The organism is Pseudomonas sp. MH10, assembly GCF_034353045.1.
GTDB lineage: Bacteria > Pseudomonadota > Gammaproteobacteria > Pseudomonadales > Pseudomonadaceae > Aquipseudomonas.
Genome location: NZ_CP133783.1, coordinates 2,316,164 through 2,338,141, shown reverse-complemented (window position 1 = coordinate 2,338,141; position 21,978 = coordinate 2,316,164). Strand labels below are relative to the sequence as shown.

Sequence of the window (21,978 nt, the reverse complement as noted above, 5' to 3'; positions counted from 1 at the left end):
TGCTTCGTTACACGCTGATTGCGCGCCCGGCCTTCGCTCTGCCACAGAGACTAGTGCGCGGGCGTGGGGGTGACAAATACTAAATACTGAAAGCAACGTTCGATTAAATAGATAGCCTGCGCCCGGCGTGGGGTTGTTCGCGGGCGACGGTCAAAAAAGGGTCGACCAAGGGCGGTCTTGCGGTACCTCGGCGCCATGCCAGGCCGACGTCCAGGGTCTGAGTGAGGTCGGCCAGTGGACGGGCTTCGATGATGTCGCCCTCCAGTGACCATGGTCGGTAAGTCATGTCCGGCTGGATCGACACGCCCAAGCCGGCGGCCACCAGGCTGCGCACCGCTTCGGTGGAGGCGGTGCGCAAGGTAATGCGCGGTTGCAGTCCGGCGCGGACCCACATGCGCAGCGCATTCACGTCCATTTCATCGACATTGAGCTGAATCAATGGCTCGCGGGCCACGTCCGCGAGGCTGATGCTGTCGTGTTCCAGCAGCGGATGCTGGGCCGGGAGCCAAACGCGGTGGGGCGAATGGGTCAAGACTTCGGTTTGCAGGGCATGCCGATCCTCCAAATTGGAAAGGATCAACACGCCGACATCAATCTCGCCGCTGACCAATAGGTGCTCGATGTACTGACGCTCGTCTTCCATTACCCGCAGCTCGACGTTGGGGTAGGCGCGCTGAAAGCGGGTCAGTAAGTCTGCCAAATAATAGCCCGCCACCAGGCTGGTCACGCCGACGATCAACTGTCCTGCAAGTTGATCGGTGCTGTGTTGCAGGCTGCGTTTGGCGTTGTCCACTGTTGCCAGAATCAAATGTGCCTGACGCAGAAATTGATGGCCTTGGTGGGTCAGGGTCATGCCCTTGGCGTGCCGGTTGAACAGGCATACGCCGATTTCTTGCTCCAGTTGTTGAATGGCCAGGGTCAGCGTGGATTGAGAAATGAACACCGCTTGCGCGGCTGCCGATATCGAGCCGGTTTCCGCGACCGCAATAAAGTGACGAATCTGACGCAGCGTCATCATGGGAATGGCTCTGGTGGCTAGCGTATTTATTGATTTTTTCGAGTGTATATCTTTTTAATCGATAGGCCAGTCAGCGCGGGTTTTGAGGCGGATAAAGGGCGCAACTTTGCCCTGTTTTTTGCCCTGTTTTTTGCCCTGTTTAATGGTTACTGCACTGCATTGGGGCTTTTCTCGAATAAGTCTCAGAAAAGTCAGAAAAGTATGTAGGAAACATGGATCTAAGGCCGAAGGGGCTGGGCTATACTCAGCCAGCTTTGGATCGCCTATCGGTCCACTTCTTGAACGCGGCAAACTGCTGCCGAGTTGAACTCTTGAGGGCAGGACCGTGAAGAATTGGACATTACGCCAACGGATAATGGCGAGTTTCGCTGTGATCATCGCCATCATGTTGTTGATGGTTGTCGTGTCGTATACCCGACTGTTATCGATTCAATCCAGTGAAGAGAGAGTCGAAACCGACGCCCTTCCCGGGCTCTATTACAGCACCATGGTTCGCAGCGCTTGGGTTAACAGCTACCTCAATATTTTGCAGTTGTTTGGCGAGGACGAAGGCCGACCCCTGACGCCTGCCGAGATCAGCAACTTCAAAGGCTACGAAGCCACGCTGGTCAGCGAGCTGAATAACTACCGAAAGACGGTTTTCGATGCAGATGATCAGGCCTCCGTCGATGAGTTCGAAAAGCAGCATGCCGACTATATAAAGATCACCGACGAGGTGCTCGCCCTCTATCAAGCCAACGATTTCGCTAAAGCGCGCACAGAGTTTACTTCACAGATGGTGCCCGCGTGGAATCGCGGCCGCGCGTTGCTGACGTCGCTGATAGTCCAGAACAAAAAGTCGGCAGACCAGTCGATGGCCTCAATCGCTTCAACGGTGTTTTCCGCCAAAATCAGCATGGCTATCTCCTTGTTGGTCGCCCTTATTGCCGCTCTGAGTTGCGGCCTGTTGTTGATGCGCGCAATCATGGCGCCGATGCGGCGGATCGTCTGGGTGCTCGATATCATGCGCTCCGGTGACCTCAGTAAGCGCTTGAATCTGGGACGCAAAGACGAGTTTGGCGCTGTCGAAACCGGCTTCAACGACATGATGACCGAGCTGACCGGCCTGGTTTCACAGGCTCAGCGTTCATCGGTGCAGGTCACCACCTCAGTCACTGAAATTGCCGCCACCTCTAAGCAACAGCAAGCCACCGCCACCGAAACCGCTGCGACCACCACAGAAATTGGTGCGACATCGCGGGAAATCGCCGCGACCTCCCGTGATCTGGTGCGCACCATGACGGAAGTCACGTCCGCTGCGGACCAGGCGTCGATCCTCGCCGGCTCCGGCCAGCAAGGCTTGGCGCGCATGGAAGAAACCATGCATTCGGTCATGGGCGCGGCCGATCTGGTGAACGCCAAGCTGGCGATCCTTAATGAAAAAGCCGGCAACATCAATCAAGTGGTCGTGACCATCGTCAAAGTGGCTGATCAGACGAACCTGTTGTCGCTCAACGCCGCTATCGAAGCGGAAAAAGCCGGGGAGTACGGCCGTGGTTTTGCGGTGGTGGCGACTGAAGTTCGGCGCTTGGCCGACCAGACTGCCGTGGCCACCTACGACATTGAGCAGATGGTTCGTGAAATCCAGTCGGCGGTGTCTGCGGGCGTGATGGGCATGGACAAGTTCTCTGAAGAAGTCCGGCGCGGCATGTTTGAAGTGACCCAAGTGGGCGAACAGCTCTCGCAGATTATTCATCAAGTGCAGGCGCTGGCGCCGCGGGTGTTGATGGTCAACGAAGGGATGCAAGCCCAGGCAACAGGCGCCGAACAGATCAATCAGGCGCTGGTGCAATTGGGTGACGCTAGCAGCCAGACCGTCGACTCGTTGCGCCAGGCCAGCTTCGCCATCGACGAGTTGAGTCAGGTAGCGGTCGGACTGCGCAGCGGCGTCTCGCGTTTCAAGGTCTGAGAACGAGCGATGATTGAGTATTCGGCCAAACGTGGTGTCGCACCGCCACAGAACATTTTATTTCTGCTGTTTCACGTCGGCCGAGAACGTTACGCGCTTGAAGCGGTGGACATCGCTGAAGTATTGCCCCGCCTACAGCTCAAGCCCATCGCCCAGACGCCACATTGGGTGGCGGGGGTGTTCGCGCATCGGGGCGCTATGGTGCCGGTCATCGACCTCAGCGCGCTGACCTTTGGCCATCCGGCAAAGGCCCGGACCAGCACCCGACTGGTGTTAGTGAACTATCGGCCAGACGCCGATCGCCCCAGCCAACTGCTTGGCCTGATTCTCGAACAGGCGACCGAAACCCTGCGGTGCGCGCCCAGCGAGTTCAAACACTACGGGCTCGATAACCAGCAGGCGGCTTACCTGGGGCCGGTGCGTGAAGACGAACAGGGCTTGCTGCAATGGGTGCGCGTGCAAGATTTGCTCAGCGATCCGGTGCGCGAACTGCTTTACCCGGCACAACCGACGGCTGCCGAGTTATTTGAGGGCGCGCCATGAGCCGCGATGAGCGCTTTTTTGCCTTCCTCAAGGACCGGATCGGCCTGGACGTCGCCTCGGTCGGCGAAGCCATCATTGAGCGTGCGGTTCGCCAGCGCAGTGTTTTGGCAAAGTCCCAAGACATCGAAGGCTATTGGCAGGTGTTACTGACCTCTGCGACCGAACAACAAGCGCTGATCGAAGCTGTAATCGTTCCCGAGACCTGGTTTTTCCGCTACCCGGAATCGTTTGCGACGCTGGGCAAGCTGGCACAGGCGCGTTTGGCTGAACTCATGGGTGTGCGACCGTTGCGCATTCTCAGCCTCCCGTGTTCCACCGGCGAAGAGCCTTATTCAATCGCCATGGCCTTGTTTGATGCTGGATTGATAGCGCAGCAGTTTCAGATTGATGCGGTGGACATCAGCCCGCTATCGATTGAGTGGGCCCAGCGTGGCGTTTACGGAAAGAACTCGTTTCGTGGCGAACAGGTCGAGTTTCGCGACCGGCATTTTAGCGCCGACGCCGACGGCTTTTTGATCAGCGAGCGTGTGCAGACGCAGGTCAATTTTCAGCCCGGAAACGTGCTTGACCCCGGCTTGTTTGCCACGCAGCCAGCCTACGACTTTGTGTTCTGCCGCAACCTGCTGATCTATTTTGACCTGGCCACCCAGCAGCGGGTGTTCAACGTGCTCAAGAATTGGACCCGGGTAGACGGCGTGCTCTTTATCGGTCCCGCCGAGGGCAATTTGTTGTCGCGCTTGGGCATGCGCTCAATCGGCGTGGCGCAATCATTTGCGTTCAGTCGCCACGCCGACAGCGTGCCGGAGCCCGTCGCCAGTTTTGTTGCGCCCGCTTTTTCCCGGCCGCTTACGCCGGTGCCGTGGCCGCCCACGCCGCGCCCGATGGTGGCGATGCCGTCGAAGGCCGCTGCGGCGCAACGCGCCTCTGATGGGCGGGTCGTCGTGAACACCGACGCCGCCGACCTGTTAAGCACTATTGCAACCCTCGCCAACCAAGGTAATAGCGCCGAGGCCCGAGCGGCCTGTGAACGCTATTTGCAGCTGTATGAGCCGGTGGCGCAGGTGTTTTATTGGTTAGGGTTGTTAAGTGATCTAGGCGGCCAGAGCGCCGAAGCACTGGGCTTGTACCGCAAGGCGCTGTATCTGCAACCGCAGCACCCCGAAGCGCTGGCGCAACTGGCGGCGTTGCTCGCCTCCCAAGGTGATCTCATGGGTGCACGACGGTTGCATGAGCGGGCCGCTCGTGGCTTGGGCAAAGAAGGACAAAAACCATGAGTGCCGAGCGGATTGACCAGAGCTTGATTCAGGAAGACACCCAGGCCATCGACGATTGCTGGAACCGTATCGGGATTCACGGTGTCCGTTCATGCCCTTTGCTCGCTGCTCACATTCATTGCCGTAACTGCGCGGTGTATTCCGCTGCAGCCACGCGCTTGCTGGACCGCTATTCACTGGTTCAGGAACACCGAATACCGACCCACAGCAGCGAGGCTTATCACGAAATAAAAACCCGTTCGATTCTGGTGTTCCGTCTGGGCGAAGAATGGCTGGGGTTGCCGACGCGTTGCTTGGTGGAAGTCGCGCCATTGCAGACCATCCACTCGCTGCCACACCAGCGTTCGCGGGCCTTGTTAGGCGTGGCTAACGTGCGAGGAGCGTTGGTGGCGTGTGTGTCGCTGGTTGAATTGCTTGGCTTGGGAACCGGTCCGGTGATCAATCCATCCGCTCGAATAATGCCTCGCATGTTGATCATTACGGCCGAAGGTGGCCCGGCGGTGGTGCCGGTGGACGAAGTGGACGGTATTTACGCCATTGACCAGCGTACCTTGGACTCTGCGTCGAGTTCAGGCCATAACGGCAACGCCAAATACACCCGGGGCGTTATCCAGTGGAAGGCGCGCAGCCTGCGCCTGCTTGACGAAGAGCAGCTGTTGTCGGCAATGAACCGGAGCTTCTCATGACCCCAGAACAACTGCGCGATGCTTCGTTGTTCGAGCTTTTTGCGTTGGAAGCCGAAGCGCAAACCCAAGTTCTGAGTACCGGGTTGCTGGCGCTGGAGCGTGATCCGACCCAAGCGGCGCATCTGGAAGCGTGCATGCGGGCGGCGCATTCGCTCAAAGGCGCGGCGCGGATCGTGGGTGTGGATGCCGGCGTCAGCGTCGCGCATGTCATGGAAGATTGCCTGGTCAGCGCTCAGGAGTCGCGTTTGTACCTGCTGCCTGAACATATCGACGCCTTACTGCTGGGCACCGACTTGCTGCTGCGTATCGCCACCCCAGGCAGTTCGGGCGTCAGGCCGGAAGACATCAATGCCTACGTGATGCAAATGAACCGTTTGCTCGCGCCGGCGGCGGTGGTTGTGCCGCCGCCACCGCCACCCCCCCCGTCACTTGCGTCGCTGCTCGCCAAGTCGGCGACGTCCACCTCGGAGCTGTCGACCGAAGATCTGGTGGCGCAGGCCTTGCGGCTCGACGCACTGGCTATGGAAGTCGCGCCCGTCGTGGCGGCAGAGCCGATAACCGTTGTCAGCCCAGTCCCTGCCCGTCCGTTACGGCGCAGGCGCCAGGACACCGAAGGCGGCGAGCGTGTTTTGCGTGTCACCGCTGAGCGTTTGAACAGCTTGCTCGATCTGTCGAGCAAAGCGCTGGTGGAGACCCAGCGGCTCAAGCCTTATTTGGCGACAATGCAGCGGATCAACCGCCTGCAAAACCACTGCGAACACGTGCTGGAAGGACTTGAAGCCAAACTCCATGAAGCGGGCGCCAGCGCCGATGCCCATGAGGTATTGGACGAAGCACGGCGTCTGTTATCCGAAGCCAAGGCGATGTTGATCCAGCAAACCGCCGAACTGGACGAATTCGGCTGGAACGCCGGCCGGCGTGCCCAGCAGCTCTACGACACTGCACTGGCGTGTCGGATGCGACCCTTTGCCGACGTGTTGGGCGGGCAGGCGCGCATGGTGCGTGACCTGGGCCGCGAACTGGGTAAGCAGGTGCGACTGGAAATCGAGGGTGAGAAAACCCAGGTCGACCGCGACGTTCTGGAGAAACTTGAAGCGCCGTTGACCCACCTGTTGCGCAACGCGGTGGACCACGGCGTTGAGTTGCCCGCGCAGCGCCTGTTGGCCGGCAAGCCTGCGGAGGGATTGATCCGCCTCAAAGCGTCCCACCAAGCCGGGCTGTTGGTGCTGGAAATCAGCGATGACGGCGCCGGTGTTGATCTGGACCGGCTGCGGCGGAGCATCATCGAACGGCAGCTATCGCCCGCCGAGACCGCCGCGCAATTAAGTGAGGAGGAACTGCTTAGCTTCCTGTTCCTGCCCGGTTTCAGCCTGCGCGACAAAGTCACCGAAGTGTCCGGACGTGGCGTAGGTCTGGACGCCGTGCAGCATATGGTTCGCCAACTGCGCGGCTCGGTCGAGTTGGAGCAAGGTGCGGGGGAGGGCAGCCGTTTTCATATTGAAGTGCCGCTGACGCTGTCGGTGGTTCGCAGTTTGGTGGTGGAAGTCGGCGGCGAAGCCTACGCGTTCCCCTTAGCCCATATCGAACGCATGCGCGATTTGAACGCCGACGAGATCGTGCAACTTGAAGGTCGTCAGCATTTTTGGCACGAAGGCCGGCATGTTGGTTTGGTTGCTGCGAGCCAGTTGCTTCAGCGCCCGCAGAGCACCTCGGTGTCGGACGTTCTGAAAGTGGTGGTGATCCGTGAGCGTGACGCCGTGTATGGCGTGGCTGTGGAGCGCTTTATCGGCGAGCGAACCCTGGTGGTGTTGCCCCTTGATCCACGTTTGGGCAAGGTTCAGGACATTTCCGCTGGCGCGTTGCTCGACGATGGTTCCGCCGTCTTGATCATTGATGTTGAAGACATGCTGCGCTCGGTGGAGAAGCTGCTGAATACCGGGCGCCTCGAGCGCATCGACCGTCGCAGCCAACTGATCGACACTGCGGTGCGCAAGCGCGTACTGGTGGTGGATGATTCGTTGACGGTGAGGGAGTTACAGCGCAAGTTGCTGGTCAATCGCGGCTATGAAGTGGCGGTGGCGGTGGACGGTATGGACGGGTGGAATGCATTGCGGGCGGAGGACTTTGATTTGTTGATCACCGACATCGACATGCCGCGCATGGACGGCATCGAACTGGTGACCTTGCTGCGCCGCGACAGCCGTTTGCAGTCATTGCCGGTGATGGTGGTTTCCTACAAAGACCGAGAAGAAGATCGTCGACGCGGCCTGGATGCTGGCGCGGATTACTACCTGGCCAAAGCCAGCTTCCATGACGACGCCCTGTTGGACGCCGTGACGGAGCTGATAGGGAGTGCGCAAGGATGAAAATCGCAATCGTTAACGATATGCCCATGGCAGTTGAAGCGCTGCGCCGGGCTATCGCTTTGGAGCCGCAACACCAACTGGTCTGGATTGCCACCAACGGCGCCGAAGCAGTGGAACGCTGCGCTCAATTGACGCCTGACTTGATCCTGATGGACTTGATCATGCCGGTCATGGATGGCGTTGAGGCCACCCGCCAGATCATGGCAGCGACGCCGTGCGCCATCGTCATTGTGACAGTCGACCGCGAGCAGAATGTCCACCGGGTATTCGAAGCCATGGGCTATGGCGCCCTGGACGTGGTCGATACCCCGGCGCTCGGTGCGGGTGACCCCAAGGATGCCGCCGCGCCCTTACTGCGTAAAATCCTCAACATTGGCTGGCTGATCGGCCAGCGCGACAGCCGCGTGCGCACGGTCTTGACCCCGTTGCGTCAAAGCGTCCAGCGTCGGGGATTGGTCGCCATTGGTTCCTCCGCAGGGGGGCCCGCCGCATTGGAAACACTGCTCAAAGGCCTGCCGAAAAAATTCCCAGCGGCCATTGTGCTGGTGCAGCACGTTGACCAGGTTTTTGCGGCGGGCATGGCCGAATGGCTGAGCAGCGCTTCGGGTTTAACGGTGCGATTGGCTTGCAATGGCGAACCCCCGCAGAGCGGTACGGTGTTACTGGCGGGAACCAATCACCATATTCGCTTATTGAAGAACGGCAACCTGGCGTATACCGCCGAGCCGGTGAACGAAATCTATCGGCCTTCTATCGATGTGTTCTTCGACAGTGTGGCCCGTTTCTGGAGTGGAGATGCGGTGGGTGTGTTGTTGACAGGTATGGGGCGCGACGGTGCCGAAGGGCTGAAATCGATGCGCCAACAGGGATTTCTGACCATTGCGCAGGATCAGCAGAGCAGTGCGGTATACGGCATGCCCAAGGCCGCAGCAGCCATAGATGCGGCCGTTGAAATAAGGCCCTTGGAAAAAATTGCATCCAGATTAGTGGAGGTGTTCGCCCAATGATCACTGAGATGAGTTTATTTCCAGCCAACCCACGGGAGCCCCGTCATGCATGACTTACAAGTAGATGGCTTCAAGAGAACCGACGAAAACTCGGCGATGGTGCTGCTCGTTGACGACCAGGCCATGATCGGGGAAGCGGTGCGGCGTGGCCTCGCCAACGAAGAAAACATCGACTTCCATTTTTGTGCCGACCCTCATCAAGCGGTGAATCAGGCCATTCTGATCAAGCCAACGGTGATTCTGCAGGACCTGGTGATGCCTGGCCTTGACGGCCTGACGCTGGTTCGCGAATACCGCAACACCCCGCAGACGCGTGATATTCCGATCATTGTGCTCTCGACCAAAGACGACCCGCTGATCAAAAGCGCGGCGTTTGCTGCTGGCGCGAACGATTACCTGGTCAAGCTGCCAGACACCATTGAGTTGGTGGCGCGCATTCGTTATCACTCGCGCTCTTACATGACCCTGCTTCAGCGTGACGAAGCCTATCGTGCCCTGCGCGTCAGCCAACAGCAGTTGCTCGATACCAATCTGGTGTTGCAACGTCTGATGAACTCCGACGGCCTGACCGGATTGTCCAATCGCCGGCATTTTGACGAATACTTGGAGTTGGAATGGCGTCGGGCGGCGCGTGAGCAAACTCAGATGTCGCTGCTGATGATCGACGTCGATTACTTTAAAGCCTACAACGACAGCTTTGGTCATTTGGAAGGCGACGAAGCCTTGCGCACCGTCGCTAAGGCGATCCGTGAAAGCTGCGCACGTCCTTCCGACCTCCCGGCCCGTTATGGCGGTGAAGAATTCGCGCTGGTGTTGCCCAACACTTCGCCGGGTGGCGCGCGGTTGCTGGCAGAAAAACTGCGCCACACGGTGACCGCCCTGGCCATCCCTCACAACTCCCCGGCGCCGGGTTCCACTTTGTCCATTAGCATCGGTTTGGCCACCATGATCCCGCAGTCGGGTTCTAACAGCCGCCAACTGATTCAAGAGGCCGACCAAGGCCTGTACTCGGCAAAGAACAATGGGCGTAATCAAGTGGTGGTGGGTGGGTAGGACATTCTTATCAGTTGCCGAAGGCTGTGAAGCCAGAATGTGACGCAGCCAAACGCCTGCAACCACAATACTGTGGGAGCAGGCTTGCCTGCGAAGAGGCTCATCATTCCCCCGCTGATTGGGCCGGAAAACCTGGGTCGTCTGGATTGACGCTGCGTTGGCAAGCCACAGTGCTTCAATAGACCCAGATAGTCGGCGCTGAACATGTATCGCAGCCTTCGGCATCTCCTCCAGAAATTGCGTATGCCCGGCGTCGATCAAGACGAAATGCCTGTTATCCCGCCAGCCCTGCTTTACGGGCTGCCGTAGCGGTCTTGTGTGGGGTATACTCGTCGGCTTTCAAAAGTTCGCCTACGAGTGCTGCCTACCATGGAAATCAACCCGATCCTAAACAGCATCAAGGACCTGTCCGAGCGTTCCGAAACTATTCGGGGGTATCTTTGACTACGATCAAAAGCATGAGCGCCTGACCGAAGTCAATCGCGAGCTTGAAGATCCGGCTGTCTGGAACAACCCCGAATACGCACAGAACCTGGGCCGCGAGCGTTCCTTGCTGGCGCAGATCGTCGACACCCTGGACGAAATGTCCTCCGGGCTGAACGACGCCAAAGACCTGTTGCTGATGTCCGCTGAAGAAGAAGATCAGGCGGCCGTGGATGACGTGGCCGCCGAAGTCGAGCGCCTGCGCGAGTCGCTGGAGAAGCTTGAATTCCGCCGGATGTTCAGCGGTGAGATGGACGCCAACAACGCGTACCTCGATATCCAGGCCGGATCCGGCGGGACCGAGGCTCAAGACTGGGCCAACATCCTGCTGCGCATGTACCTGCGCTGGGCGGATAAACGCGGTTTCGACGCGACCATCATGGAATTGTCCGCCGGTGAAGTCGCCGGGATCAAAGGCGCGACCCTGCACATCAAGGGCGAATACGTGTTTGGCTGGTTGCGCACCGAGATTGGCGTACACCGTTTGGTGCGCAAGAGCCCGTTCGACTCCGGCAACCGCCGTCATACGTCGTTCTCGGCTGTGTTCGTCTCGCCGGAAATCGATGACAACATCGAAATTGACATCAACCCGTCGGACCTGCGAATAGACACCTATCGTTCGTCCGGTGCCGGTGGTCAGCACGTAAACACCACTGACTCGGCGGTGCGGATTACCCACGTACCGACCAACACCGTGGTCAGCTGCCAGAACGAACGCTCCCAACACTCCAACAAAGACACCGCGATGAAGATGTTGCGGGCGCGTTTGTACGAGCAGGAAGTGCAGAAGCGCAACGCCGCATCGCAAGCCCTTGAAGACACCAAATCGGACATCGGCTGGGGTCACCAGATTCGTTCGTACGTGCTCGACCAGTCGCGGATCAAGGATTTGCGCACCAACATCGAACGCAGCGACTGCAACAACGTGCTCGATGGTGACATCGACGAGTACCTTGAAGCCAGCCTCAAGCAAGGGCTGTAAGCAGTTAGAGCACTTAGTTTCAAGAGCAAGCGGCGCAGATCAAGCATTGATCAATAGCCCCGATTCAAGTCCCTCGTCCTAGGCGCGGGCACCGAACCTGTGATGGAAATCCAAGACATGAGCGACCAACAACTCGACCCGCAAGACCTGCAACAGGAAGAAAACAGCCTGATCGCCCTGCGCAAGGAAAAACTTGCCGTCGAGCGCGCCAAAGGCCAAGCCTTCCCCAACGACTTCCGCCGCGACAGCTACTGCAATGACCTGCAGAAGCAGTACGCCGACAAGACCAAGGAAGAGCTGTTGGCTGCAGCGATTCCGGTCAAGGTTGCGGGTCGTCTCATGCTTAACCGTGGCTCGTTCATGGTGATTCAGGACATGACCGGTCGCATTCAGGTCTACGTCAACCGCAAAACCCTGTCGGAAGACACCTTGGCCTCGGTCAAGACCTGGGACTTGGGCGATATCATTGCCGCCGAAGGCACTCTGGCCCGTTCCGGCAAAGGCGACTTGTACGTTGAAATGACCAACGTGCGCTTGTTGACCAAATCCTTGCGCCCGTTGCCGGACAAGCACCACGGCCTGACCGATACCGAAACCCGTTATCGCCAGCGCTATGTTGACTTGATCGTCAACGAAGAAGTCCGCGACACCTTCCGCATTCGTTCGCAGGTCATCGCGCATATTCGGGCCTTCTTTATGAAGCGTGATTTCCTCGAAGTCGAAACACCGATGCTGCAGACCATCCCCGGTGGTGCTGCCGCCAAGCCGTTCGAGACTCACCACAACGCCCTCGACCTGGACATGTTCCTGCGTATCGCCCCGGAACTGTTCCTCAAGCGCCTGGTGGTTGGCGGCTTCGAACGCGTATTCGAGATCAACCGCAACTTCCGCAACGAAGGCGTTTCGACTCGGCATAATCCAGAATTCACCATGCTTGAGTTCTATCAGGCCTACGCCGACTACGAAGACAACATGGACCTCACCGAGGAACTGTTCCGTGAGCTGGCGCAACTGGTGTTGAACAGCACCGACGTGCCATATCAAGGCAAAGTGTTCCATTTCGGCGAGCCGTTCCAGCGTATCTCGGTGTTCGCATCGATCCTCAAGTACAACCCGGACATTACTGCGGCTGACCTCGAAGACATCGACAAGGCCCGCGCTATCGCCAAGAAAGCCGGTGCTGCTGTTAAAGGCTTTGAAGGTCTGGGCAAGCTGCAAACCATGATTTTTGAAGAGTTGGTCGAGCATCAACTCGAGCAGCCGACGTTCATCACCGAATACCCGTTCGAAGTGTCGCCGCTGGCACGTCGCAATAACACCAACCCGAACGTCACCGACCGCTTTGAATTGTTCATCGGTGGCCGTGAAATCGCCAACGCCTACTCCGAGTTGAACGACGCGGAAGACCAGGCCGAGCGCTTTCAGGCCCAGGTTCGTGACAAGGACTCTGGTGACGATGAAGCCATGCATTACGATGCCGACTTCGTTCGCGCCTTGGAATACGGCATGCCACCCACCGCCGGTGAAGGTATCGGCATCGACCGACTGGTGATGCTACTGACCGACGCACCGTCGATTCGCGACGTGATCCTGTTCCCGCATATGCGCCCACAAGCGTAATAGCCAATGAAAAAGCCGCCCGATGAGGCGGTTTTTTTATGCTCTATTAAAGGAGACCCATCGTGAACCGTGGGATCGCTCAAGAAGGGGCTGCGGGCATCGCAACAGCCGTGGCTCAAAGTATTCAGTATCAGGGGCGCAAAGCCAGTCGGCAGGGCAGTGAGCAGCGCCGGCAAGACATTCTCGACGCTGCGATGCGAATCGTCGTACGTGATGGCGTCCGGGCTGTACGCCATCGGGCAGTGGCCGCTGAAGCCGGTGTGCCACTCTCGGCCACCACCTACTATTTCAAAGACATGGACGACTTGCTCACCGATGCCTTTTCCCAGCACGTCGAACGCAGCGCAGCGTACATGGCCAAACTCTGGGGTAACACCGAAGTGGTGCTGCACGGCATGCTTGCGCGCAGCGATGGCAGTCTTGAGTGCCAAGCACAATTGGCCGACGACATTGCGTTGATGGCGCTGGAATACCTGCGCTTTCAACTGACCGCCCGGCGCGAGCATCTGATCGCTGAACATGCGTTTCACCATGAGGCGTTAATCAACCCTCGACTGACACAATTGGTGAGCGCCCATCAGCAGATTTTGCTGCAAGGTACCTTTCAGTTTTTGCAGGTAATGGGCTCGTCGCAACCGCAACAGGATGCTCAAGTGTTGACGGGGATTATCTGCCGGATGGAATATCAGGGCCTGCTAGACGGTCCGCAGCCTGATGCGGACGAAGCAATGCTTGGAATACTGACCCGCTACATGCATTTGGTACTGGGTGCCCCGACACTGACCAGCGAGTAACTATGCGATTTTTCAGGACATCGTCTGTCGTCATCGCCTTGTCGTTCTTGTTATTGAGCGGCTGCCTGGTGACGTTCAAGGACCCGATCCCGGCCAACGATGCAGCGCCTGCTGGGCTGCTCGGCACATGGACGAGTCAAAACGCGTGGGGCGAGCCGCTGGAACTGGAGATAACCCGTTTAGGTAATCACGAATACAAAGCCGTCAGCTACCGCAAAGGCGATCGCAAAAACCGCGACGAGTACACGTTTACCGTGTCGCGGCATGGCAGTCGCTGGTACTTGTCGGCTGGCTTGCCTGAAAAATACGGCTCTAATTTCGTCATCGCTGGGTTTGAATTGACCGAATCACACGAGTTGGTGGTCTACCCCCTCGATATTGATCGGATCAATCAGTTAATCGACCAGAAAATCCTGGCCGGTGACACGCTGGAAACCGAAAAGGGCGACGGCGTATTGGTCACCAGCCCTCTGGATCAGGTGTTCAGTTACCTGGACGATCCGGCGAATTCGGATGTATTCATCGAAATGGCGCGCTATCAGCGCCAAATTAAGTAGCGGTGCCCTGTCCGCAGCGAGCCGTCATTCAAAAGGAGTATCGGGTGGACGATTACCAGCAGACTATTCGCGCGCTGTCAGACCGTATCGTCGTGGCTCAGACCCCGATCCGTGTGCTCGATGCAGTGAAGTGGGACGACAATGTTCGTAGGGGTTTTCTCGAAGCGAAGGGCAAGAAAATGCCTGCTGTGGATCGCGCCTATTACGATAACCGCCCGCTGGCGTTTGACTCCAACGCGGTGAAGCTGGAATTCCAGAACATCGAACGCGACATTACCCGGCAGCTGGGGCAATTTAACCCGGTCGGGCAGATTATGCGGCGCATGTGCAAGGAATACCGCATGGTGATCCGCATGCTCGAAGCGCGGGGTACGCCGGACTTCGGCCTGATTTCCCAAGAGCTGTATGGCGCCGCTTCCGACGCGTTCCACGCGGGTGACCCTACCCTGGCCGACCTGGGCATGATGCTCTCCGATTACCTGAACAACATTGCCGGGCGCGGCGACCTTAAAGACGAGGCGAAAACCCTCACCGCGAAAGACGCGGTGGAGATGCTGCAATCGCGACTGAACAAAGTGTTCGGCGAAGCTGAATCAACCATCCGCGTGTTCGAGTCTGACGGCATCGTTGCTGACGCTGCGGCGGGCGCTGATTACATCAAGATTCGTACTGACGCCATGTTCAACGAGCGCGACGTGCGGGCGCTGGAAGTACACGAGGGGCTGGTCCACGTCGGGACGACCCTCAACGGCCAGAACCAACCGATCTGTACCTTCTTGTCGAAAGGCCCGCCATCGTCGACGGTGACGCAGGAAGGCTTGGCGATCCTGATGGAAGTCATCGCCTTTGCCTCGTATCCAAGCCGCCTGCGCAAACTGACCAACCGGACGCGAGCCATTCACATGGCCGAAGAAGGTGCTGATTTCCTCCAGGTGTTCGAGTTCTATCGCGAGCAAGGCTTTGAAATGGCCGAGAGCTATGGCAATGCCAGTCGCGTATTTCGTGGATCGGTGCCCAACGGCCTGCCATTCACCAAAGACTTGTCCTACCTCAAGGGCTTCATCATGGTTTACAACTACATTCAGTTGGCCGTGCGTAAAGGCAAACTGGAGCAAGTGCCGCTGTTGTTTTGTGGCAAGACCACGCTGGAAGACATGCGCACCTTGCGTCAACTGGTCGATGAAGGCTTGGTGGTGCCGCCCAAGTACCTGCCCGAGCAGTTCCGCGACATGAATGCGTTGTCTGCCTGGATGTGTTTTTCGAACTTCCTCAACCACCTGAGTCTGGACCGGATCGAAGCGGACTATTCCAATATTTTGTAAACCAGTTTGATTTGTAGGAGCCAACTTGTTGGCGAAAAGCCTGCACACCGCGTCAGCCGTTTCGCCAACACGTTGGCTCCTACAGATATGAAAAAAAGGGATCACAGGTGAAGATTTTCGCTGCATTAGCCTTGATGCTGACCCTCGCAGGTTGCAGCTCCCTGTTGTTTTACCCCGAACCCGGCTTGCCCTTTACCCCTGAAAAAGCCCATGTGCAATTTCGCGATGTAACATTGATCGCCGCTGACGGCACGCACTTGCATGGCTGGTGGCTGCCTGCAAAAGCCGGGGTGCCGGTCAAAGGCACGGTTTTGCACCTGCACGGCAATGGCGGCAATCTGGCTTGGCACCTGGGCGGCAGTTATTGGCTGCCAGCCGAGGGCTATCAAGTGTTGCTGCTGGACTACCGGGGCTACGGTTTGTCTCAAGGCGAGCCCAGTTTGCCGGCGATCTATCAAGACATCGACGCCGCGTTTGATTGGCTGAACACCGCGCCGCAGGTACAGGGGAAACCATTGGTGGTCCTTGGGCAAAGCATCGGTGGTTCGCTGGCCGTGCACTATTTGGCTGAGCATCCACAGCAAAGGGCGCGGCTCAAAGCCTTGGTGTTAGACGGCACGCCGGCCAGCTACCGGGATGTTGCGCGCTACACCTTGAGCACGTCGTGGCTGACCTGGCCGCTGCAAACGCCACTGTCATGGCTGATCCCGGACTCAGAAAGCGCCATCAAAGGAATGCCGCAGCTGGTGGGCACGCCCATCATGATGTTTCAGAGCATCGACGATACGTTGGTCCCTCTTTCCAATGGCATCAGTCTGTATCAAGCTGCGCCGCCGCCGAGGGTCCTGCAATTGACCCGGGGTGGCCATGTGCAGACGTTCTTTGACCCGACCTGGCGCCAGGTGTTGCTGCGTTATCTGGAAGACCCGCAGCACTTCAATGGGCTGCGTCGATTGGCCGAAGTCCCGAATTACCCCGAAACCCCGGTTGCGCAACCCGCAACTCAGCATTCAGAAATTGAACATTCAGAGAGTCCGCAATGAGCGAAGAACGTAACGCAATTCCCCTGATCCTTACCGGCATCGGCTGCATCCTCGGCACTGTCGGTTGCCTCTGGTATTACGGCTATCTGCATTTTGCCAAGCCAGAAGATGCGTTGTTGTTGAGCGAATTCACCATGCTCAAGACCGTGCCAGGCGAGGAATACAAAATCTCCGTGGACCCTGCTACCGAAGTCGCGCAGTGCATCGACGGTGTATTGGTTTTGTTCGACACCGCGCAGAAAGGTCTGAGCGGCGTGTTAGTCAACGGCAGCAAACAGGCCGTGCATTGCATGGGCCAGGAAACCCCGCAGCAGTTGCAGCCGTAAAGCAAAACCACAACAAAACGCCCCGCCGATTCACACCGGCGGGGCGTTTTACTGTGCCTCAGTTAGTCGATTGCATCGACGAGCGCGGTGCTACCGGTTGATTGTCGTTGGAAATGGTCACTTCCACGCGACGATTTTGCGCGCGCCCCGAGTTGCTGCTGTTGTCCGCAACCGGGTATTCCTTGCCGTAACCCTGAGCCACGATGCGGGTAGGATCGACACCCATCTTCACCAAGGCTGTGCGTACCGAATCGGCCCGGCGTTCAGACAAAGACTGGTTGTAAGACGTAGACCCGCTGGAGTCGGTGTAGCCTTCGACCACCACTTTGCGATCCGGGTTTTGCTGCAAGAACTGCGCAAGCTTGTTGACGTCCATCATGCCGGACGATTTCAGCTCCGCTTTGTTTACGTCGAACAACACATCGCCAAAGGTCACCAAGGTACCGCGAGCAGTCTGCTTGGCGTTCAAGCTGTCCTGGAGCTGTTTGATCTGCGCATCACGGGCAGCCAAGCGCGCTTGTGCTCGCATCGCGGCGGCGTTTTTCAGCTGATCTTCAGCGGTCCGTAGGTTAACGGTCTGCTTGGCCACCTCAATTCGTTGGAGGGTCAGGTAAGACAGCTGATCGACCTTTTTGGCGTCCTCTTTATTGCGATAGGCCATGTCGGCCTTATCCAGCCAGTCACTCGCGTCCTTGGTTTCCAGCGCGGCAACCTGGCTCGATTGCGGGTCGGCTTGCAGGGCGGCAAAGTTGGTCCGCGCTTGTTCAAGGCTAGGATTCGGAGGTGTTGCACAGGCGGCCAAGCCAATGCTCAGCGCGAGAAGAGCAGGAACCATCAATTGTTTACGCATGATATTTTCGTCCTTCAATTCAATGTCGATCTAGGCAATACGAATAAACGGGAGGGTGCGGCCGGCCGCGCTTACTGCGTGGTCTTCATGCCGTCCTGCCGCAGTTCATCAGCACCCTGACGGGCATCCTGGACAGCTTTTTGAGCTTTGGCCGCTTGAGCGGTACGTTCAGCTACACGGGCGTCCCATTCGGACTGCTCGGCAAGCATTTTCGCTTCGTCGTATTTCTTGTCGTGCATCGCCAGTTCCGCTGCTTTGAGCTTGTCCTGAGCCGACTTCATCTCCACGGCCGCGTACTCGGTGCCACCTGCGCTGACGGCGCTGTTCACGGCAGATTGAGTGACTGCGTACTGCGCCGTCGGTGGGTTACCCGCACATCCGGCCAATACAACGCTGCTGCCGAGTGCCAAAACAGCCAGTTTCAACCCGCGAACGCGGCTAAACGAGGGGGTGGCAGTATTGATCTTCATGGTGTTCAACTCCATTGGAGGTCTCTTGGAACCAGATTTTCCATGACAGTCATGCCTGAAGCCGGACATAGGGTTCACGCCAACTGCTATCAGGTTTGCTGCGATGGTTAATGGCTGTGACCCATGGATTTTTTGAATAGTTCAGTCAGGTTTTTCCACCGCCTGAAAAAACCTAAACGGGAGGTAGAAGGCTCTAGAACGTGACTCAAAAGTCATGCAGGCGCATGCCGGCCGCATAAATCGGCCAGGCAGACGCTGAGAGGAGGGTTAACGAGCGCGGGTGGAAACGATAGGTTTACGCGTCAGATTTTTCGTCAAGCTGATGCAGATGTTGCCGCGAAAGGGCAAGAAAGCGCGGGGTAGGACCGACGTCTTCGTACAGCGGATCACCTTCTTCATCCGTGGCCACCACATGGTTGCCTTTGACGTACGGAAAGCTGGCCTCAAGTTCTTCCAGCGCCGCGCCAATCAGTTCCCCAAGCAGTTCCTCGGGAAGACGTTTGGGGTACATCTCGGCAATGGCCGCCAAGCGCGCGGCGGCTTCGACGTCCAGATGAATCGTATAGCCGGTTTTGCTCAGGCGGCCCTTGGCATTCTGTTCCCAGTGTTTGGCAAGTTCACGAATTTTCATATGGAACCTCATGGTAAGCCCGCTTGTGGCGGGAACATCGGGGTGCAAGTCGCGGTACGGCTCACTCCACAGATTAGCTCATCCCCTTCAATCCAGGTGCTAGACAGAGGTGTGCTTGTCAGAACCCACCGCGCTGTGCACTCTTATGGATCAGATTTTTGCGCGCTTGTTCAGTCTTGTCCTTTAATCACTGAGCAGCACCCGTCAAGAAACGCTGGAGACTAGGGCCATGGCCGATATCGACGCACGTTTACGCGAAGACGTTCACCTGCTGGGTGAGCTGTTGGGCAATACCATCCGTGAGCAACGCGGGCCTGAGTTTCTCGAAAAAATCGAGCGCATTCGCAAAGGCGCCAAAGCAGGACGGCGCGGCTCGGCAGCGGGCACTGAGCAGTTGAGTACCAGCGTTGATGAGCTGAGCGAGGATGAGTTACTGCCGATGACGCGAGCGTTCAATCAGTTTTTGAACCTGGCCAACATTGCAGAGCAATATCAACTTATCCACCGTCGCGAAGACCCGTTGCCACAGCCATTTGAATCCCGTGTGCTGCCTGAGCTGCTGGAACGGCTAAAAAACACCGGCCATTCGCCTGAGGCGTTGGCGCGGCAGTTGGGCAAGCTGGAAATCGAGTTGGTATTGACGGCGCACCCCACCGAAGTGGCGCGCCGAACCCTGATTCAAAAATACGACGCGATCGCCGCGCAATTGGCGGCCCTCGACCATCGTGACCTCAGCGCCGCTGAGCGCGAAAACATTACCGTGCGCCTGCAACGGCTGATTGCCGAAGCCTGGCACACCGAAGAAATCCGCCGCACCCGCCCGACGCCCATCGACGAGGCAAAATGGGGCTTCGCCGTGATCGAGCACTCCCTGTGGCAGGCGATACCCAATTACCTGCGCAAGGCCGATCACGCCCTGCATGTGGCCACCGGGTTGCACCTGCCGCTGGAAGCCGCACCCATACGCTTTGCGTCGTGGATGGGTGGCGACCGTGATGGCAACCCCAACGTTACCGCTGCGGTCACTCGAGAGGTCTTGCTGCTGGCGCGCTGGATGGCGGCTGATCTTTACCTGCGTGACGTTGATCAATTGGCGTCCGAACTGTCGATGCAAGAGGCCAGCGGTGCCTTGCGTGCCGCCGCTGGTGATAGCGCCGAACCGTATCGCGCCGTACTCAAGCGGTTGCGCGATCGCCTGCGTGCCACGCGCAAATGGGCTCAATCTTCATTGGCCGTCACGCAACCAGCGCCCGACAGTGTGTTACACAACAACCGGGATCTGTTTGAGCCGTTGAACCTGTGTTTCCAGTCCTTGCACGACTGTGGCATGGGTGTCATTGCCGATGGACCGTTGCTCGATTGCCTGCGGCGTGCGGTGACCTTCGGGTTGTTTTTGGTGCGTCTGGACGTGCGTCAAGATTCCAGTCGCCACACGGCGGCGATGACTGAAATTACCGACTATTTGGGCTTGGGCCGCTACGAAGACTGGAACGAAGACGCGCGGATTACCTTCCTGCTGCGCGAGCTAAAAAACCGTCGTCCGTTATTGCCCAGCCACTTCAAACCTGCTGCCGATACCGCCGAGGTGCTCGCGACCTGCCGTGAAGTGTCGGCGGCGCCGGCTGCGTCGCTGGGTTCATACGTGATCTCCATGGCCGGGGCCGCTTCGGATGTGTTGGCGGTGCAACTGCTGCTTAAGGAAACCGGTCTGCAACGGCCGATGCGCGTGGTGCCGTTGTTTGAAACCTTGTCGGACCTGGACAACGCCGGTCCTGCCATCGAACAGTTACTCAGCCTGCCGGGCTATCGCTTGAGTCTGCATGGCCCGCAAGAAGTGATGATCGGCTATTCCGACTCGGCCAAGGACGCCGGGACTACCGCTGCGGCGTGGGCCCAATACCGGGCTCAGGAGCAATTGGTCGACATCTGTCGCGAGCAGCAAGTTGAACTGTTGCTGTTTCACGGTCGCGGCGGCACGGTCGGCCGTGGTGGTGGCCCCGCCCACGCGGCAATTCTGTCGCAGCCGCCGGGGTCAGTGGCAGGGCGCTTTCGCACGACGGAACAGGGCGAGATGATTCGTTTCAAGTTCGGTTTGCCGGACATCGCCGAGCAGAACCTCAATTTGTACCTGGCAGCAGTGCTCGAAGCCACGCTGCAACCGCCACCCCGTCCTGAACCGGCGTGGCGCGAAATGATGGATCACTTGGCCGCTGATGGTGTTAGTGCCTACCGGGCGGTGGTGCGCGAGAATCCTGAATTCGTCGAATACTTCCGTCAGGCCACCCCCGAGCAAGAACTGGGGCGCCTACCGTTGGGCAGCCGGCCAGCCAAGCGTCGTGAAGGTGGGGTTGAAAGCTTGCGTGCGATCCCGTGGATTTTTGCCTGGACCCAAACCCGTTTGATGCTGCCCGCCTGGCTCGGTTGGGAAACCGCGTTGAGCAAAGCGCTGGAGCGCGGCGAAGGTGAACTGTTGGCGCACATGCGTGAACAGTGGCCATTTTTCCGCACGCGTATCGACATGCTGGAGATGGTGTTGGCCAAGGCCGACAGTGACATCGCTCAACTGTATGACGAACGACTGGTCGAGCCACACCTGCAACATTTAGGCAGTCACTTGCGCGACCTATTGTCGCAGGCCTGCCAAGTGGTACTGGGGCTGACAGGGCAATCGCAGCTACTTGCACATAGTCCAGAGACCCTTGAGTTCATTAGTTTGCGCAATACTTACCTCGACCCCTTGCACCTGTTGCAGGCTGAACTATTGTCACGTTCACGCACACGCGAGGCAGCGCTGGACAGCCCTTTGGAACAAGCATTGCTGGTGTCGGTGGCAGGCATAGCCGCCGGGTTGCGTAACACGGGCTGAAGACTTTTAGCGTGCAGCGCTGCCAAAGGAAGCTGCGCTCATCAAAAAAGGGTTACTTATCGACCCTTTAAGACGCATTTTTATAAGGTTGCGCCAAGTCATACTTTGGTAGCAGCAAATTTGGGTGCCGAAGCGTCGT

19 protein-coding genes are annotated in these 21,978 nt (G+C 58.1%); 15 read left to right on the top strand and 4 right to left on the bottom strand.

What is annotated here, in order from left to right:
• Positions 1-103: 103 nt before the first annotated feature.
• Complete coding sequence (locus RHM59_RS10460; RefSeq protein WP_322168023.1) at positions 104-1,018, bottom strand: LysR family transcriptional regulator; 915 nt, start codon at positions 1,016-1,018, stop codon at positions 104-106.
• A gap of 325 nt (positions 1,019-1,343) precedes the next feature.
• Between RHM59_RS10460 and RHM59_RS10455 the strand changes: the two genes are divergently transcribed.
• The 14 genes from RHM59_RS10455 (at position 1,344) to RHM59_RS10390 (ending at position 17,022) form a co-directional block, all read left to right on the top strand.
• Positions 1,344-2,966: a methyl-accepting chemotaxis protein gene (locus RHM59_RS10455; protein WP_322168024.1), complete on the top strand. Its 1,623-nt coding sequence runs from the start codon at positions 1,344-1,346 to the stop codon at positions 2,964-2,966.
• 9 nt (positions 2,967-2,975) lie between these two features.
• Positions 2,976-3,509: a chemotaxis protein CheW gene (locus tag RHM59_RS10450; RefSeq protein WP_322168025.1), complete on the top strand. Its 534-nt coding sequence runs from the start codon at positions 2,976-2,978 to the stop codon at positions 3,507-3,509.
• Positions 3,506-4,783 (top strand): CheR family methyltransferase, encoded by a 1,278-nt coding sequence (locus RHM59_RS10445; RefSeq protein ID WP_322286522.1) that lies wholly within the window; start codon positions 3,506-3,508, stop codon positions 4,781-4,783. Before RHM59_RS10450 ends, RHM59_RS10445 begins: the two co-directional genes overlap by 4 nt.
• The gene (locus RHM59_RS10440) at positions 4,780-5,469 is read left to right on the top strand and encodes a chemotaxis protein CheW (RefSeq protein ID WP_322168027.1); all 690 of its coding nucleotides are present in this window, start codon (positions 4,780-4,782) and stop codon (positions 5,467-5,469) included. The genes RHM59_RS10445 and RHM59_RS10440 overlap by 4 nt, the downstream gene beginning before the upstream one ends.
• Positions 5,466-7,835, top strand: coding sequence for a hybrid sensor histidine kinase/response regulator (locus RHM59_RS10435; RefSeq protein WP_322286521.1), 2,370 nt, complete (start codon positions 5,466-5,468; stop codon positions 7,833-7,835). Before RHM59_RS10440 ends, RHM59_RS10435 begins: the two co-directional genes overlap by 4 nt.
• Positions 7,832-8,842, top strand: coding sequence for a chemotaxis response regulator protein-glutamate methylesterase (locus RHM59_RS10430; RefSeq protein WP_322168029.1), 1,011 nt, complete (start codon positions 7,832-7,834; stop codon positions 8,840-8,842). The genes RHM59_RS10435 and RHM59_RS10430 overlap by 4 nt, the downstream gene beginning before the upstream one ends.
• A 45-nt stretch (positions 8,843-8,887) precedes the next feature.
• Entirely contained in the window at positions 8,888-9,895 is a 1,008-nt protein-coding gene (locus tag RHM59_RS10425) for a PleD family two-component system response regulator (protein WP_322286520.1), read from the top strand.
• 369 nt (positions 9,896-10,264) lie between these two features.
• Positions 10,265-11,360, top strand: a protein-coding gene (gene prfB, locus RHM59_RS10420) for a peptide chain release factor 2 (protein ID WP_322168031.1) whose coding sequence is annotated in 2 segments (ribosomal slippage) — positions 10,265-10,336 and positions 10,338-11,360 — 1,095 coding nt in all. Because the reading frame shifts where the segments join, the coding sequence is not laid out codon by codon here.
• A gap of 117 nt (positions 11,361-11,477) precedes the next feature.
• Positions 11,478-12,980 carry a lysine--tRNA ligase gene (gene lysS, locus RHM59_RS10415; protein ID WP_297840828.1) on the top strand — a complete coding sequence of 501 codons (1,503 nt, stop codon included), beginning with the start codon at positions 11,478-11,480 and terminating at the stop codon, positions 12,978-12,980.
• A 74-nt stretch (positions 12,981-13,054) separates the two neighbouring features.
• The gene (locus RHM59_RS10410) at positions 13,055-13,774 is read left to right on the top strand and encodes a TetR/AcrR family transcriptional regulator (RefSeq protein ID WP_322170782.1); all 720 of its coding nucleotides are present in this window, start codon (positions 13,055-13,057) and stop codon (positions 13,772-13,774) included.
• Positions 13,775-13,776: 2 nt separating this feature from the next.
• Entirely contained in the window at positions 13,777-14,331 is a 555-nt protein-coding gene (locus tag RHM59_RS10405; RefSeq protein WP_322168032.1) for a hypothetical protein, read from the top strand.
• Between the two features lie 44 nt (positions 14,332-14,375).
• Entirely contained in the window at positions 14,376-15,653 is a 1,278-nt protein-coding gene (locus tag RHM59_RS10400; RefSeq protein WP_322168033.1) for a flavohemoglobin expression-modulating QEGLA motif protein, read from the top strand.
• 134 nt (positions 15,654-15,787) lie between these two features.
• Complete coding sequence (locus RHM59_RS10395) at positions 15,788-16,696, top strand: alpha/beta hydrolase (RefSeq protein WP_322170785.1); 909 nt, start codon at positions 15,788-15,790, stop codon at positions 16,694-16,696.
• A complete protein-coding gene (locus RHM59_RS10390) occupies positions 16,693-17,022 on the top strand; it encodes a hypothetical protein (RefSeq protein WP_322168034.1) in 330 nt (109 codons plus the stop codon). The genes RHM59_RS10395 and RHM59_RS10390 overlap by 4 nt, the downstream gene beginning before the upstream one ends.
• 58 nt (positions 17,023-17,080) lie before the next feature.
• On the opposite strand, the gene RHM59_RS10385 is transcribed toward RHM59_RS10390, so the two are convergent.
• The 3 genes from RHM59_RS10385 to RHM59_RS10375 form a co-directional block, all read right to left on the bottom strand.
• Positions 17,081-17,872, bottom strand: a complete 792-nt coding sequence (locus RHM59_RS10385; protein WP_322168035.1) for an OmpA family protein — start codon at positions 17,870-17,872, stop codon at positions 17,081-17,083.
• A 71-nt stretch (positions 17,873-17,943) separates the two neighbouring features.
• Positions 17,944-18,357: a DUF4398 domain-containing protein gene (locus tag RHM59_RS10380; protein ID WP_322286519.1), complete on the bottom strand. Its 414-nt coding sequence runs from the start codon at positions 18,355-18,357 to the stop codon at positions 17,944-17,946.
• 280 nt (positions 18,358-18,637) lie between these two features.
• Positions 18,638-18,973, bottom strand: coding sequence for a pilin assembly protein (locus RHM59_RS10375; RefSeq protein WP_322168037.1), 336 nt, complete (start codon positions 18,971-18,973; stop codon positions 18,638-18,640).
• A gap of 229 nt (positions 18,974-19,202) precedes the next feature.
• On the opposite strand from RHM59_RS10375, the gene ppc reads away from it, so the two are divergent.
• Complete coding sequence (ppc, locus tag RHM59_RS10370) at positions 19,203-21,839, top strand: phosphoenolpyruvate carboxylase (RefSeq protein WP_322168038.1); 2,637 nt, start codon at positions 19,203-19,205, stop codon at positions 21,837-21,839.
• Positions 21,840-21,978: the final 139 nt, after the last annotated feature.

What these genes read in the sequence shown, in the direction of transcription:
- RHM59_RS10460 (WP_322168023.1), bottom strand. Translation starts at nt 1,018, where the DNA reads ATGATGACGCTGCGTCAGATTCGTCACTTTATTGCGGTCGCGGAAACC.
- RHM59_RS10450 (WP_322168025.1), top strand. Translation starts at nt 2,976, where the DNA reads ATGATTGAGTATTCGGCCAAACGTGGTGTCGCACCGCCACAGAACATT.
- RHM59_RS10445 (WP_322286522.1), top strand. Translation starts at nt 3,506, where the DNA reads ATGAGCCGCGATGAGCGCTTTTTTGCCTTCCTCAAGGACCGGATCGGC.
- RHM59_RS10440 (WP_322168027.1), top strand. Translation starts at nt 4,780, where the DNA reads ATGAGTGCCGAGCGGATTGACCAGAGCTTGATTCAGGAAGACACCCAG.
- RHM59_RS10435 (WP_322286521.1), top strand. Translation starts at nt 5,466, where the DNA reads ATGACCCCAGAACAACTGCGCGATGCTTCGTTGTTCGAGCTTTTTGCG.
- RHM59_RS10430 (WP_322168029.1), top strand. Translation starts at nt 7,832, where the DNA reads ATGAAAATCGCAATCGTTAACGATATGCCCATGGCAGTTGAAGCGCTG.
- RHM59_RS10425 (WP_322286520.1), top strand. Translation starts at nt 8,888, where the DNA reads ATGCATGACTTACAAGTAGATGGCTTCAAGAGAACCGACGAAAACTCG.
- lysS (WP_297840828.1), top strand. Translation starts at nt 11,478, where the DNA reads ATGAGCGACCAACAACTCGACCCGCAAGACCTGCAACAGGAAGAAAAC.
- RHM59_RS10405 (WP_322168032.1), top strand. Translation starts at nt 13,777, where the DNA reads ATGCGATTTTTCAGGACATCGTCTGTCGTCATCGCCTTGTCGTTCTTG.
- RHM59_RS10395 (WP_322170785.1), top strand. Translation starts at nt 15,788, where the DNA reads ATGCTGACCCTCGCAGGTTGCAGCTCCCTGTTGTTTTACCCCGAACCC.
- RHM59_RS10390 (WP_322168034.1), top strand. Translation starts at nt 16,693, where the DNA reads ATGAGCGAAGAACGTAACGCAATTCCCCTGATCCTTACCGGCATCGGC.
- RHM59_RS10385 (WP_322168035.1), bottom strand. Translation starts at nt 17,872, where the DNA reads ATGCGTAAACAATTGATGGTTCCTGCTCTTCTCGCGCTGAGCATTGGC.
- RHM59_RS10380 (WP_322286519.1), bottom strand. Translation starts at nt 18,357, where the DNA reads ATGGAGTTGAACACCATGAAGATCAATACTGCCACCCCCTCGTTTAGC.
- RHM59_RS10375 (WP_322168037.1), bottom strand. Translation starts at nt 18,973, where the DNA reads ATGAAAATTCGTGAACTTGCCAAACACTGGGAACAGAATGCCAAGGGC.
- ppc (WP_322168038.1), top strand. Translation starts at nt 19,203, where the DNA reads ATGGCCGATATCGACGCACGTTTACGCGAAGACGTTCACCTGCTGGGT.